This is a genomic window from Fuerstiella sp. (genome assembly GCA_022447225.1).
Taxonomy (GTDB): Bacteria; Planctomycetota; Planctomycetia; order Planctomycetales; family Planctomycetaceae; genus S139-18.
Window position 1 is genome coordinate 1 of record JAKVAZ010000021.1, and the last position, 13759, is coordinate 13759.

Sequence of the window (13759 nt, forward strand, 5' to 3'; positions counted from 1 at the left end):
GCTTCAACGGGGATGTAGTCCAGACCGCAGCGTTCAAAGATGCGGCAGTAGGCACTGTACATCGCATCGTAGATGGTATTGAGTTCTTCCACCGTTGAACTAAAGCTGTACGCATCTTTCATTAAAAATTCACTGGTACGCAGAACACCAAAACGCGGGCGTTCCTCATTACGAAACTTCGTCTGGATCTGGTACAGCGTCAGCGGCAGTTGCTTGTAGGTGCGAATCTCTCGGGAAACGAGATCCGTGATCACTTCTTCGTGTGTCGGTCCCAGTGCAAAATGCAGGCTGCGATCGCCGCGTTTTGCCTCGAAGTTAAACAGGACATCACCAAAGGCGTCTTTGCGACCGGTTCGTTCGAAAAGTTCGATTGGCTGAATGGCCGGCATGAACATTTCGATGGCCCCGGCTCGATCCATTTCTTCGCGCACGATCTGTGCGACTTTGCGGACCGTCCTCCAGCCCAGCGGCAGATAGCTGTAGGCCCCGGCCATGAGCTGCCGAATGAGTCCGGATCGCAGCATCAGCTGATGGCTGGGCACTTCGGCATCAGACGGAACTTCTTTGAGTGTGGGGATGAAAGTTTGGGTCCACCGCATGAATGTATCCTGCAGGTCATGTAGCGGGCCGCGGGACTTTTACCAGCCGCACAGCCCTGAGTGATTGAGCGGCAGATTCTAGCAGAGACCCTGATGCGGCAAACCCCGGAACAATCAACAGATACGCTGATCCCTGCGGTTGTTGTGTCCATGACACCGTCCTAAGATCTGCGGTTCAGCTACTTCGGGCCGGCCACTCAGTCGGCACATTTTGTTACATCAGTCCGAGTTGCAGCAGCAGGTTACCGGATTGAAAGCGGGGATCGATGTCACGAACCTTTGTGAATGAATTTTCGGATGGTGATACCGTTGATGAGGTGTTTCTGCTTGCCGACAAACAATTGCGGGCAAATCGCAATGCCGATATGTACCTGCTGGCCACACTGAGAGACTCGTCCGGAGTCATCAGTGGCCTCATGTGGAATGTTTCCGAAGAACGTCTCCTGCACATTTCCACCGGAGATGTCGTACATGTTAAAGGCAAGGTTCAGTTGTATCAGGGTGCGCTACAGATCATCGTCACGCGCATCGATTTAGCACCCCAAAGTGATTTTGACGCAGACGATTTTCGCGCGCAGCCTCAGTCGAACGCCGGCCCGCTGCTCGACCGCCTGAAAGAGCTGATCAGCACGATTACATGTGACCGACTGAAAACGCTGGCGGATTGTTTTATGAACGACGAGTCGCTGGTCGAAGCACTGTGCGAGGCTCCGGCAGGTGTCAGAGCTCATCATGCCTACCAGGGCGGGTTACTGGAACACATCGTCAGCATGTCCGAGGTGGCCGATCGACTGTGCAGTCTGTATTCGCAGCTCAATCGCAATCTTCTGCTGCTGGGTGTCCTCCTGCACGATCTGGGTAAGGTCCGGGAATTGTCATGGGATCCGGCACTGGCCTACACGGACGAAGGCCAACTGCTGGGACATATGAATATCGCCATTGAAATTCTCAATCAGAAGCTGCTCGAGGCTCGTGGTCATCTGGGCGGTGACGAAGTCGATAAGGAAGATGTGCTGCGACTGAAGCATATGATTCTCAGTCATCATGGATCACTGGAGCACGGGAGTCCGCGAGTGCCAATGACGCCGGAAGCCATGGTGCTGCACCACATCGATAATCTGGATGCGAAACTGCATGAGTTTACCCGCAGTATCGAAGATGACGTGAACAAACATTCCGCCTGGACTCCTTACAGTCCGCGGATGGAACGGAAGCTGTTCAAAGGGCATGGAACAACGGCCGTAAGTGACGAAGCACATTGACACAGACCGGATTCTGGTGTGCCGCAAAACACACTCCCGCCAAACATTCACATTGATGGCAACGGGCAGCACAAGGTAGCTGTGGCTGCAGTGGGTCGGGTGTCCCGGTCAGGTTCCCGCTGCGGATTGCCACAAACCCCAACAACCAACAGGAATGAACAGTGAGCAGGCTTCGCGATCAGCTCATTGAACTGCTGTCCGATCCGAATTATCGACCTCTGGACGTGACTGCTGCCGGAAAGAAGCTGCAGATCCCCAGGAAGGGAATGAAGAAATTTCGCGAAGCGGTGACAGAACTGGTGGAGTCCGGACAAATACGGAAAGGTAAAAAAGGTCGACTGCGGCTCAGGACAGTCGCCGGATTCGTGACCGGAATCGTTCGTCGTATCAAAAGTGGTGCAGCCTTCGTGATTCCGGGTGAGACTCCGACCGATCAGCAAAAAAAAGATATTTACATTTCATCGCGTGATCTGGGGGACGCACAAACCGGCGATGAAGTCATGGTTCGCTTAACCAGCCGCCGACGGTCGGGGGGGCAGCGATGTGGCCGCGTCGAAAAAGTGCTCGAACGAGCCAGTAATGTGTTCGTGGGGACCTACTTCGAATCGCAAAAACAGGGTTTTGTGCGTATCGATGGTTCTGCATTTGATCAGGCGATCCATGTCGGTGATCCTGGATCAAAGGGTGCAAAACCGGATGACAAAGTTGTGATCGAAATGCTGCGTTTCCCGTCAGCCAATCGTGTTGGTGAAGCAGTGCTGACGAAAGTACTGGGTCATCGGGGTGACCCAGGCATCGATACGATGACTGTCATTTATGGTTTGGGAATACCTCACGAATTCAGCCAGGTCGTGCTCGATGATGCCAGAGAACAGGCCGAGATGTTCGACGAGTCGAATCTGGACGGGCGACAGGATCTGACAAACGAAACGATCGTTACCATCGACCCGGCAACCGCACGTGACTTCGACGACGCCATTTCGCTGCGTCGTGATCGGCAAGGTCACTGGCAACTGGGGGTTCACATCGCCGACGTAGCACACTTCGTGACGCCGGGAGGAGCGATTGATCGCTCAGCCCGCGAGAGAAGCACCAGTGTCTATCTGCCGCATCATGTGATTCCGATGCTGCCCGAAGTGATCAGTAACGGCCTGGCCAGTCTTCAGGAAGGTCAGGTGCGATACACCAAGACCATCTTCATCGAATTCGATGCTAAAGGAAAACCACTGGGGGCCGAAGTGGCCAACTCAGTGATTCGCGTGTCAAAGCGATTCGCCTACGAAGAAGTGATGCCGCTGATTGAAAAACCACAGTCGGCTAAGGGCAAAGTCAGCGGCGCCATACTGAAGCTGCTGCAGAAGATGCATACGCTGGCCATGATTCTTCGCCGCAACAGATTTGCCGGCGGTGCGCTGCAGATGGGTATCCCGGAGGTAGAGATTGAATTCGACGACGACGGCAATGTCACAGGAGCACATGAAAGCCATCATGACGCCAGCCATGAGATCATTGAAGAATTCATGCTGGCGGCGAATATCGCTGTTGCCGGTCTGCTGACGGGAAAAGAAATTTCATATCTGCGTCGTATCCACGATCATCCTGATGAATTACGGCTGAAGAGTTTTCAGGAATTCTGTGTTGGTCTGGGATATGACCTGGAACAGTTTCTCAGTCGGGAAGCGTTACAACAGGTGATACTGGATGCAGCCGGCAGCCCGGAAGAACGAGCACTCAATTTCGCGCTCCTGCGAGCGATGAAGCAGGCGGTGTACAGCCCGGAAGGTGTTGGACACTATGCACTCAGTGAAGAACACTACTGCCACTTCACCAGTCCCATTCGTCGCTATCCGGACCTGACAATCCACCGCATTGTGGGAGAACTGGCAGCCGGTCGTAAAGTCAAACGCAACAACAGGGATGAGCTGCTGCAGCTCGGAAAGAACTGCTCACTGACGGAACGTCGAGCTGAAAAAGCCGAGCGTGAACTAAAGCGCATCAAGCTGCTGCGTTACATGGAAACTCGCGTTGGTGAAGAACTTGATGCGTTCATCACGGGCGTCGAAAGCTTCGGGATGTTCTGTCAGGGCGTGAAGATTCCCGTGGAAGGAATGGTCCACATCAGCGCGTTAACTGATGATTTTTATACCTACGATCCCGCGACCCGCACACTGATCGGTGACCGAAAGAAACGTCAGTATCGTCTCGGCGATCCCGTCAGGGTCATTGTCAGCAACGTGAATCTTGATCGCCGTCAACTCGACCTGCAGATCCTGCCGGAAGCAGTCCGGGGCCCCAGGAACAAAGCGGCCACGTCAACTTCTCGTAAGCAGGGTGAAACAAAGAAGAAATCTGCTCGTAAGCAGGGTGGAACAAAGAAGAAATCTGCCGCCGGGAGGAAACTGAAGGGCAGTAACGCCAAACGTCCGACCGCAAAGAAATCGAAGCGCAACCCTGCCAGTCGACGGAAGAAAAAGGGTGGCCGGCGGCGAAGGAGTCAATAAGATGGATTGTGGTGTCGCTCCTGCCATGGTTGCTCAGCAGCTGATCGGCCGGTTGCTGTGCAGACGAACTCGGGCCGGACTGTGTACCGGGCGCATTGTTGAAACAGAGGCGTATTTATCCGAAGGCGATTCTGCAGCTCATTCGGCGAGCGGTCCAAATCGGAAGAACGCCAGTATGTTTGGACCGGCAGGACGAGCCTACGTCTACACCATACATGCCCGGCAGTGTGTTAACGTGGTCACACAGAGTCCGGGAGTCGGTTCGGCCGTTCTGATCCGGGCCGTGGAGCCTGTTCAGGGAATCGCTTTGATGCAACTGCGGCGCGGAACGGATCGACTTTACGATCTGTGTCGCGGCCCGGCTCGTCTGTGTGAGGCCTTTCAGATCGGACGAAATCTGGATGGCTGGGATCTCACTCGTGACAGACGGCTATGGATTGCCAACGACAGGAGTGATGGCCCGCCGACCATCGTTCGTACACCTCGAATCGGGGTCACGTCCGCAAAAGCTCTAATGCTGCGTTTCTTAGTAAACAACAGCAGGTTCGTCAGCGGTACGAGAAAACAGAATTTTGCTGACGATGATCACCCAACTTCCGGTTAGTCGGAATCATTTGTGCACCAGTACCCAGGACCGGCGATATTCAGGTCAGCAAAATCAGGTGGCACGGCAATTGTCATGTAACGGATTGTCAGGTATCGCACAGACCAAGGAACCAGTGCATCGTCACTCCGCGAAATTGAACGGAGCACACCAACAAAGCAACCAACCTGACGTCCGGTTCGGAGTTTCGGCCGGACATTGTCAGTCACAGTCTTTGTTATTCCGACGTTGGCAGAATTCGTTTGTTTAGCGAGCCGGCGTAATGGATAAACCAGATGATCCGGGCAAACGACACCTGACAGAGCGGTGTTTTCAGTGGTGATGGTTTTTCGGATGAATGATTTTCGAGAGGCTGATTCGTCTGAGTCAGGCTGAGGAATTTCCAAGCCGAACCACACGCTTCACCTGTCAATTGCCGATACCAAATGTGGTAAGACGTATTGGAAATTCGTCAGTCATACCCATCGGCGGATTCTGCTGATCGGTCACACAGGGGCGCATGGAGGCTGCCGTGAAAGTCTGGTTGTTTGCACTGCTTCAATCGATCATTGCCGCTGCCGGTCTGGCAGCTTACTTCTATGCCAACAATTTAGTACTTGCCGGTATCGCCGCCGGCTCAGCAGCCATACTGGGAATTGCTCAGTCGTTGCGGGGCGGGTGGAATCATCAACAGCCTGACAACCGGCGAGACAGGCAGCACGTCGAAACGCTGTCGGTGATCAGTGTCCCGGAAGACGATGCGCTGGATGGCGTTATTCCGCCGCCATTCCCGCATCGTCCCACGGTTGCTGCTTTTCTCAAACTGGCAGGTCTTGGGGACTCCACTGAGCAGCTGCAGAGTTACGACGATCTCGTTGAAGATATTCAGAATGCGAATGCGGGCTGTACATATCAGGCCGCTAATTTCTGTGAGGAACTGACCGGAAACGTTCTGGGCGTCGCTATGGAAGGGCTGGCGGCACTGGCGGTTGGAGATTCCGACAAAGCTCGTCGTTTTTTCGAAGAAGCCACACAGTTGAAGAGCAGCTGGGCGCTGCCCTGGCTGGGCTGGGCAGCGGTGTGCTATCAACAGAGGGATTACCAGACCCTCGCAGCGCAGCACCCGCACATCAACGGAGTCGAACTGCTGTGCTATGACTGTGGAGACGAAGACGTCTTTCTGCAGCTGGCAGAGTCAGAACAGGAAAGCCTGTCGGAACTGTATCAGCAGACCACTACGGCACTTGGCAACTACTACGCAGCTGCCGAAATCGCCAAATCACGGGAAACCGGCCTGCAGACGCACAACGAATTGCGCAAAGCTGCCTAACAAATCGATCTCAAAACGGCAGACCAAATACGGAAACAGTCACTCCGTGTGAGGCGTCCAGATAAGGATCTCTCCCTTACCGGGAACCGAGCAGTCTCCGCAGTAGCGTGCCCAGGAGCCATCATGGGATTTCCAGGGCAGTGAGACGTTGAGTTGCTTCAGGTATCTGGCATAGACATTAATGAATGTCGGATTGTAGTAGCACGACAACTGAAATGTGGGCATTAGCTGCAGAGGTTTAAGCGAGATGATCGTGCCCCGATTCATCCAGGCACCGGTACGGATTTCAGCTCCTTCCAGCAGCACAATTGTCCCGCCCTTCATTTGCAATCCGCAAAAGTCTTTGACGATACCACCAACAATTATCGTGCCGCGTCGCATTCTAAGTCCGACTTCCAGACCGGCCGTTCCGTCCACAATAATTGTTCCGTTTTTCATTCCTCGCAGACTACCGCGATATCCGCCGCCAATCTGGCCTCCGCCGTTGCCGTGAACATGAATGAAGCCGTTTTTCATTTCGGCACCGATCCAGTCGCCGGCATCTCCGTGAACTTCGATACGTCCGCCTTTCATATGGGCACCCAGATGCATGCCCACACTGCCATGGATCGTTAACTGACCACGATCCATCGCGCGGCCCAGTAATCGAACACGGTGCAGATCACCGTGAATTTCCACCTGATCGCTGTAGTCACCGTCGACGTTAAAAAAATCGTCGACTCGGACCTGACGTTTGCCGTGATACAGCCGCAATCCACAGATCTCTTCGTTCGAAAGATCGGCCAGACACGATGGCGACAACACCTCGGCTTCCAGCGGGACGGAAGGCGGTTCTTTCAAGGTCAGAGTGATGCTCATTCGGCGGCACTACATTCCTGAATATCCGGGTGTTCAATGCGCTCGAGCTCGACCGGATAATTGTCGAATGACATCGTGTAGCAGTCCTCGAACAACGGCTGAATGAATTCCTCGGTGGACGGATCGTAGCTCGGTTTAATCAGAAACTCCCGGCCCTCCGGTGTCTCCCGAATGTCACCATCTTCGATGACTACCTCTCCGGATTTGATAACGTAGCGAGGATGACTGAACATTTGCACGACACTGTCGTCTTCTTCGTAGATCACAATGTCAGCGTCGCAACCCACTCCCAGACTCCCCTTGTTTTTCAATCCCAGTGCTTTCGCCGGTCCGGCGGACATTGCTGTGGCGATCTCGTAAAGAGTGTATTCTCTTTCAATTTCCGGCAGCTTAATGCGGCCTTTGATTTTGTCTGGTAGTTGTTTCAGGCATTCTTTACGGTGGTCGGCGCACATCAGCAGCTCAATGATTTCCGGATAACGCCAGAAACAGCCACCGTTGGGATGGTCGGTCGACAGGAACACCTGCCATGGATCTTCGATCAGCAGCAGCAGTTCCAGCCCGGCGGCCCACTGCACGGCATTGACCAGGTTGGTGCGGCGATAAGTGTAGGGCACAATACCGCACCCGGTTTCATTTTCGACATCCAGATTGCCCCATTTGCGTCCGGTGAGTTTGTACAGGAGGTGCTGCCAGGGACCGTCAGCGGTAATCGTGACGGTATCACCGAACAAAACGGCACCGGCATCGGTGGTAATGCCAGGATGGGTGTTGAAATACTCAGCCAGTTCTGTGGTGGCCGATTGCATCGTATCCCAGTCGTCACCTCCGTACGCGTGGTACTGCGAGTGAGCAATGTGGGCGCGACTTCCTTCCAGATGCTTCAAAGTATCCAGGGTCGTGGAAATATTTCCGGGAGCTCCAAGATTGTTGCAGTGCAGGTGCACCGGATGCGGCAGTTGCAGTTCATCGCACATGCGAGCCAGCGAAGTGACAATATTGCCGGGAGTGAGCCTGCTGTAACCTTCAATAGAATCGGTCAGCTGTTTTGCGTCCCTGCCCCATTTCCACGCGGTAACTCCACCAGGGTTCACCGCTTTGACTCCGTACGATTTTGCGGCCCACAGGTACCAGGCCATCACATTCTTTGCACGTTCATATTCACCGGCTTCAAGCAGATCGAGCATGATTTCATTGTTGGCCATCAGCACGAGACTGCTCTTATCAACGATCGGAATATCGCTGAGTTCTTCGTGAGTATGACGAGCAGACAACACCGGAACGGCGGCTTCGTTCACCGTTGTGAATCCCATACCGGCATAGAGATAGCCGGTCGCAAACGTGGTCGGTGCCATTCCCCCCAACCCCGACCGCCGGGACCTGGACCGAATAAACGCCTGAGTCCGACGATGATCTTCCGGAGTCATTGCCCGGGCAAAATTGATTGCTCCTCCGGCAACATGAGTATGCACATCAACGCCACCCGGAAAGACAATCATCCCCGTAGCGTCAATCGTGCGTCCAGTGACGGACTGGGACGTCAGTCGCCCGTCCTGAATGAACAGGTCACGAATCTCGCCGTTGATGCCGTTGGCGGGGTCATAGATCTTGCCGCCGGTAATGCGAAGCATGGTTCGCCTTTGGTTCTTTGTTCCCGTTCGCCGATCATACAGCGTCAGTTCACAGGGCCAGTTCTGCCGGCCGGAACTGTTCAGACCTGAGCCAGCGTCATTTGCTCGCTGTTTTCCGGCATCCAGAACGGTTTAGTTGCGATGGCTTCGCGAATGCGACGGACGACTTCCTCGTCGGTGGGATAGGGAGATTTCAGCGCCGGCTTGAGCGGCATGGGAATTTCATCCATTCGATATCCGGTGCCCGGTGCCGCGATTCCGGCAGGTGCCGTCGTGATATGCACGCGGGCCAGTTTGCTGGTATGTGTTACATGCGGGTCAAGTACGATCGTGGGAATGCGGGCCAGGTGATCGATCGCTGGTTGTGGCATCGTCGCACCGGGATCGGCGCCAATGATGAATGCAGCGTCCGTGTCGCCTCGCACAAGTACATCCACTGTGGAAAATTCACCAGGGTTATAACGTGGATAGCCGCGATTAAACGTGATGCCAAATGGATATCCTGTTTGCCATCGCATAATGACATCAGCTCCCGTGACATTCCCGTGTCCTCGCATGGGCATCGCCACGAATTTGGTGTAGGCATTCATTTCTGCGGCCAACGTCAGGAGGGCAGCCGAATTCATGTGCTTACCACGTGTCATTGACAATCCCATGCCAAAAAACATACAGCCAAATTTGCACGACTTCATTCGGCTGACGAGGTCCTGAAGCACGTCAAGACTGACACCTGTCTCCTCAACCATTTGCTGATTGATCGGCTGGTCTTTGATCATTGCTCGCAGGATCGTGATCAGTTCAAAATCCTTTCCCGGTTTCACCTGCAGAAAAATATCGGAAGCTTTGGCACTTTTCGTTTCGCGAATGTCAACCAGGACCATTGTCCGGTCTTTGCGTCCCTTAGGCAGAAATTTACTTTTTTGCATCAAGGTGTACTTGGTGAAATGTCGAGGATGACATTCCGCCGGGTTTCCTCCCCAGTACACAATAAAATCAGCTCGGTTCTTAACTTCGCCCAGTGTACATGTGACCTTGCCACCCAACTGGGCGGCGATTTCAGTGGGACCGTGTCACAACGATGTATGACTGTCCAGCAGCCCTCCCAGCTGATCGGCCAGTGCGGCACATTCCTTTTGAGCCTCGCAAGTCGTGTTACTCATTCCATACACGAGCGGCATATCGGCTTCGTGCAGGAATGTTGCAGCAGCCTGAATTGCTTCCTCAACGGTTGCTGACTGACCATCAATCAAAGCGTCAGGGTACTTGTGCTCAGCCGTGTGATTCAAAAACCAAGCTGTTCCAAGAACGCAGGCCCTTTTTGCTTTGTGGATCCTCATTTCATCATGGTGCAGGTCGATGTCATCGCAAACGCAGCCACAAAACGTGCACGTTGCATTCCTGATAATCTGGAGCGTCATAGTTCTTCCTGGCACTGTGTATCAGACTGATCAGCGGGGGCAGAGTCGTCCGAACCGGACGAAGGGATGAGAAACGTTCAGCCCAGCGCTCGTCCCTGATAACTGCCCCGAATGCGACGTGGCATGAACCGTCCATCGTCAACTTCTTCCCAGGGCAGAACACTTTCCGGCTGCTCGCCGGAGAAGTGAGGTGATTCCGGACCGTTCAGATTATTGAGGTTGATCCTGGACATACTGGAGCCTGATGAACGTTTATTTTTCGGCGTTAAACAATCGAAATGAACCGAGACACGGATGCCCATTATTCAGGAAGCATCAAGGGATGCAATGGGTTCGACTTCAACTTCCCAACCTTTGGACGTCGGCATCCCGGTGCCGTCCGTACTACCACCCATGAGCTGACAGGTTGCGGGCCCGTATGGAACAAAAATGAGGCCCTCGGGAACCTTTCCGGCAGTACAGGTGAAGGTTGCTTCGCCTTCCTGGGTCGAAACACGACAGGTATCGCCCTCCGACGCACCAATCGATGCCATATCCTCCGGGTGCATCGTCATCGTACTGACAGAGCGTTCATATTCCTCTGTGAATTTTCCGAAGTTAATGCCAACTCCCTGTTTGGATGTACGGGACGGGTTGAGAATAAAGCGTTTGGACGGCATGGGGTGCTAATTCTAATGGAAAATTAACCGGAGATCGTATCGATCACATGCCTTAAGGACAACCTGTCCATTGAGAGAGTGTGGTATCAGTATTAATCGCTCACTATTGCGAATATCAGTCCGAAAGACTGTTAGCGCTCAGAATATTTGTGACGCCGCAATCGAGTTGTCGCGACAAGCCGAATCCTGCTTTCGGAAAAATGACAGAAGCAGTCTGGTCACTGACATTCCCCATACCAACAAAGACGCGACCATGTAGTAAAGGAACTTACTGTTCCACAGATGCCAAACCCACACGGCATTACAAGAGGCTGGGACCACATCGCAAAGGTGCCGGACAAAGATTTTCCTTCACAAAGGCTCGGTGTAAGCCAGCATATTCTCAAGAGTGGGCTCAACGGGACGGATGTGAGCAATGACCTGCTCGAGGTGGCTCCCTCGTGGACAGACACGCACAGCCAGCTCACCTGAAATCAGGATGTAAAGCGCGTCGGAAATATCACGCTGAGAGAAAAATCGCTGTCCCGGCGTGAGCTGAATATTCTCAACCCGCTGTCCCAGAGAATCGAGTAGGGTTTGCCAGTCACCCGACAACTTGTCCGCTGTCGGTTCGTGCTTCAGATCAGTCATCAACCCCGCTTCTTCCTGCAGTGTATTTCGCTCAATCCCCTCGATTCAGGGATGAACGTAATCTTCAATACAGAAGATCAACATAAAACTTCTGCCGACACTGCAACCACTTCAAATCATCCGGAATGGCCACTGGCTGCATACCGGTCATATGCGGCATGCGGTTCACTGACGGAATGGCATTCTTGATATTTTCCTGTGATTTGCGGACCTGTTCGACACGGATGATCACTGGTCTGACGTGACCGCGAATACTACCTGTCCAGAAGCTTCTGCAGATAAAAATGGTGAGGCCCAAGTTTCCCTCCGTAGTTACCGGCTGAGATTCGCAGAACACCCGCCATTGACGCAGCAGTATCAAGCCCGACCTGCATGGCACTGGCTACAGCAGATTCAGAAAGCCCGTCAATAACAATTTCATAGACTGCCCGCTCGTTAAGCTCCAGTACTGATTCGGTTTGCGCCACCAGGGTCGGACACCATTTCTCGTTGGTGCTGGCCTTCAGATCCGGATACCGGGATCCCACCTTGGAACCGCTTCGCACGAACCCCGAAGGAAAGGGCAGGATGACATCGGTGAGATCAGAGATCTCCCGAACTGCTGCTCTGGTCGCAATGAGGGCTTCCGCCTGAGAACGCGCACAGATCAGAAGATTGCCTCCACCGACTCCTTTAACGGTCCCGAATTCATCCTCACAAAGGAACTCACCGTCCATCACCGGAATTCGCCAGTATCTCTGAGAACCGAGCTTCTTCGAACTCTGAAAACCATCACCAAAGTACCGCAATTGACCTCCCACCCGGATTCGATCGTCTTTGCTGTCGCTGCTGAGTCCTGCATAGCAGGCGGTCGTCGGACAGGTCAGTACGTTTTGGCCAACGCGATTTGTGACAGCTCTTTGCAGTGATTTCTTATTGAATGCAAACACAAGAACAGCAATCGCGGGTCGTCCATCCGGACTGTCAGCTTCGTCCACAAACTGTTCGATTCCGGCTTCGGCATCGCACCCAATCACGCTCGAAGCGTTGCCGCAAAATTCCATGGCGGCATGAGCCGCCAGATCCAGATCGTACGCGGTGATGATCAACCGTGTGGCAACCATCGGAAACGCTTCAGCAAACGTGTCTTCAATTTTTGCATGTTGTGTCATGAGTCATCCTGCCGGGTTGTACCGGTACCACATTCTATTCCCAACATCACTGAATTCAGCCCGCTGCCAATCCCCAGAAGCGCAAGCCGGGTTCCCGGCTGCGGTGGATATTCCTCAAGTCCCATTGCCAGGGCCATGGGTAAAGCAACGGCTCCGGTATTGCCAAATCGTTCCACCGTCGGATAGTCCAGCAACGGGTCCAGCTGCAACCGTTCCATCAGCAGCGTACGGTGTTGCCTGCCAACCTGATGAGTGAAAACGCGATCAGGGTCGGAATTACTCCAGTTCAGAACACGTTTCGTACGTACCCAGTTCTTTTCGGCCAGTGCGATACCGGCATGCAACAGAGCTTCGGAATCGGTCTCCATACGCGGACGACCGTCACCAGGTGAGGCAGAATCCACACCTCCTGCGCATAAGTTGTGAGCATTTGTATCAGACAGAAATGCGCCCCCCAGAAACTTGTGGCGTGTGCGGCTCAGGCTCTCGCTACAGAGCACCACGGCGGCCGACCCCGATCCGACTGTCAGTGATGCAAATGAGCCCTTGATCGACCTGCGGGTCAGCTGCGTATCATTCAGCAACCCGGCAATCGTACCTTCGACAAGCCCCCGCGCCGTTTCAGTGCCCACGATCACCCCGGCCTGGATTCGACCAAGCTCAATCATGTCGGCAACGTGCAGCATACCACTGAGCAGTCCCAGACAGGCATTGCTGACATCCAATACGATGGCCTCGTCCGGCAGTCCACTTTCCGAGTGGACTCCGGCAGCTGTAGCCGGTTCCATCCGGTCACGACACACAGACCCATGAATCAAAGCACCAAATCGATCTGGTGGTATCCCGGAATGTTCCACTGCCAGCCTTGCAGTGGCCACGCTGACCTGGCCTGGAAGCGTTCCCGGATCATAGAATCGACGTTCGCGAATCCCGGTCATTAGTTCCAAACGTCCTGTCGGAAGCCTCAGACGTTTATAAACCGGTGCCAACTGTTCTTCGAGTTCAGCGGATGACACAACGTTGGGAGCCGGATTGTGGACGACCGCTTCAACGCAGACCTGGTTGTAACGCATTGGACAAGCCGGTAAACGACAACGCACTTCACATTTGACGAAGTGCGCCGGCGTGCATGAATAC

At 53.8% G+C, this 13759-nt stretch carries 14 protein-coding genes; 4 read left to right on the forward strand and 10 right to left on the reverse strand.

Annotation, left to right across the window (positions count from 1 at the left end):
* Window positions 1-599: proline--tRNA ligase (locus MK110_19070; protein ID MCH2213408.1), on the reverse strand; the 599-nt coding region annotated here is incomplete at its 3' end.
* 266 nt (window positions 600-865) lie between these two features.
* Here MK110_19070 and MK110_19075 point away from each other — a divergent pair.
* The 4 genes from MK110_19075 (at window position 866) to MK110_19090 (ending at window position 6275) form a co-directional block, all read left to right on the forward strand.
* Entirely contained in the window at window positions 866-1861 is a 996-nt protein-coding gene (locus MK110_19075; GenBank protein MCH2213409.1) for an HD domain-containing protein, read from the forward strand.
* Between the two features lie 161 nt (window positions 1862-2022).
* Window positions 2023-4362, forward strand: a complete 2340-nt coding sequence (rnr, locus tag MK110_19080; protein MCH2213410.1) for a ribonuclease R — start codon at window positions 2023-2025, stop codon at window positions 4360-4362.
* Window position 4363: 1 nt separating this feature from the next.
* Complete coding sequence (locus MK110_19085) at window positions 4364-4966, forward strand: DNA-3-methyladenine glycosylase (protein MCH2213411.1); 603 nt, start codon at window positions 4364-4366, stop codon at window positions 4964-4966.
* 511 nt (window positions 4967-5477) lie between these two features.
* The gene (locus MK110_19090) at window positions 5478-6275 is read left to right on the forward strand and encodes a hypothetical protein (protein MCH2213412.1); all 798 of its coding nucleotides are present in this window, start codon (window positions 5478-5480) and stop codon (window positions 6273-6275) included.
* 39 nt (window positions 6276-6314) lie between these two features.
* On the opposite strand, the gene MK110_19095 is transcribed toward MK110_19090, so the two are convergent.
* From MK110_19095 to MK110_19135, 9 genes are all read right to left on the reverse strand, one after another.
* A complete protein-coding gene (locus MK110_19095) occupies window positions 6315-7133 on the reverse strand; it encodes a formylmethanofuran dehydrogenase subunit C (GenBank protein ID MCH2213413.1) in 819 nt (272 codons plus the stop codon).
* Complete coding sequence (locus MK110_19100) at window positions 7130-8764, reverse strand: formylmethanofuran dehydrogenase subunit A (protein MCH2213414.1); 1635 nt, start codon at window positions 8762-8764, stop codon at window positions 7130-7132. Before MK110_19100 ends, MK110_19095 begins: the two co-directional genes overlap by 4 nt.
* 80 nt (window positions 8765-8844) lie before the next feature.
* Window positions 8845-9807: a formylmethanofuran dehydrogenase subunit B gene (locus MK110_19105; GenBank protein MCH2213415.1), complete on the reverse strand. Its 963-nt coding sequence runs from the start codon at window positions 9805-9807 to the stop codon at window positions 8845-8847.
* A 27-nt stretch (window positions 9808-9834) separates the two neighbouring features.
* Window positions 9835-10182: a hypothetical protein gene (locus MK110_19110; protein MCH2213416.1), complete on the reverse strand. Its 348-nt coding sequence runs from the start codon at window positions 10180-10182 to the stop codon at window positions 9835-9837.
* Between the two features lie 77 nt (window positions 10183-10259).
* On the reverse strand, window positions 10260-10415 hold the full coding sequence (locus MK110_19115; GenBank protein ID MCH2213417.1) for a hypothetical protein: 156 nt from the start codon (window positions 10413-10415) through the stop codon (window positions 10260-10262).
* 72 nt (window positions 10416-10487) lie between these two features.
* The gene (locus MK110_19120; GenBank protein MCH2213418.1) at window positions 10488-10841 is read right to left on the reverse strand and encodes a hypothetical protein; all 354 of its coding nucleotides are present in this window, start codon (window positions 10839-10841) and stop codon (window positions 10488-10490) included.
* A 351-nt stretch (window positions 10842-11192) separates the two neighbouring features.
* Window positions 11193-11471, reverse strand: a complete 279-nt coding sequence (locus tag MK110_19125) for a cyclic nucleotide-binding domain-containing protein (GenBank protein MCH2213419.1) — start codon at window positions 11469-11471, stop codon at window positions 11193-11195.
* A gap of 254 nt (window positions 11472-11725) precedes the next feature.
* Entirely contained in the window at window positions 11726-12622 is an 897-nt protein-coding gene (fhcD, locus tag MK110_19130) for a formylmethanofuran--tetrahydromethanopterin N-formyltransferase (protein ID MCH2213420.1), read from the reverse strand.
* Window positions 12619-13695, reverse strand: a complete 1077-nt coding sequence (locus tag MK110_19135; GenBank protein ID MCH2213421.1) for a 3-oxoacyl-ACP synthase III — start codon at window positions 13693-13695, stop codon at window positions 12619-12621. The genes fhcD and MK110_19135 overlap by 4 nt, the downstream gene beginning before the upstream one ends.
* Between the last annotated feature and the right edge of the window lie 64 nt (window positions 13696-13759).

Bases quoted from the DNA above. Each gene is read 5' to 3' on its own strand.
- MK110_19075 (MCH2213409.1), top strand. From the start codon at position 866: ATGTCACGAACCTTTGTGAATGAATTTTCGGATGGTGATACCGTTGAT.
- MK110_19085 (MCH2213411.1), top strand. From the start codon at position 4,364: ATGGATTGTGGTGTCGCTCCTGCCATGGTTGCTCAGCAGCTGATCGGC.
- MK110_19095 (MCH2213413.1), bottom strand. From the start codon at position 7,133: ATGAGCATCACTCTGACCTTGAAAGAACCGCCTTCCGTCCCGCTGGAA.
- MK110_19100 (MCH2213414.1), bottom strand. From the start codon at position 8,764: ATGCTTCGCATTACCGGCGGCAAGATCTATGACCCCGCCAACGGCATC.
- MK110_19110 (MCH2213416.1), bottom strand. From the start codon at position 10,182: ATGACGCTCCAGATTATCAGGAATGCAACGTGCACGTTTTGTGGCTGC.
- MK110_19115 (MCH2213417.1), bottom strand. From the start codon at position 10,415: ATGTCCAGGATCAACCTCAATAATCTGAACGGTCCGGAATCACCTCAC.
- MK110_19120 (MCH2213418.1), bottom strand. From the start codon at position 10,841: ATGCCGTCCAAACGCTTTATTCTCAACCCGTCCCGTACATCCAAACAG.
- MK110_19125 (MCH2213419.1), bottom strand. From the start codon at position 11,471: ATGACTGATCTGAAGCACGAACCGACAGCGGACAAGTTGTCGGGTGAC.
- fhcD (MCH2213420.1), bottom strand. From the start codon at position 12,622: ATGACACAACATGCAAAAATTGAAGACACGTTTGCTGAAGCGTTTCCG.
- MK110_19135 (MCH2213421.1), bottom strand. From the start codon at position 13,695: ATGCGTTACAACCAGGTCTGCGTTGAAGCGGTCGTCCACAATCCGGCT.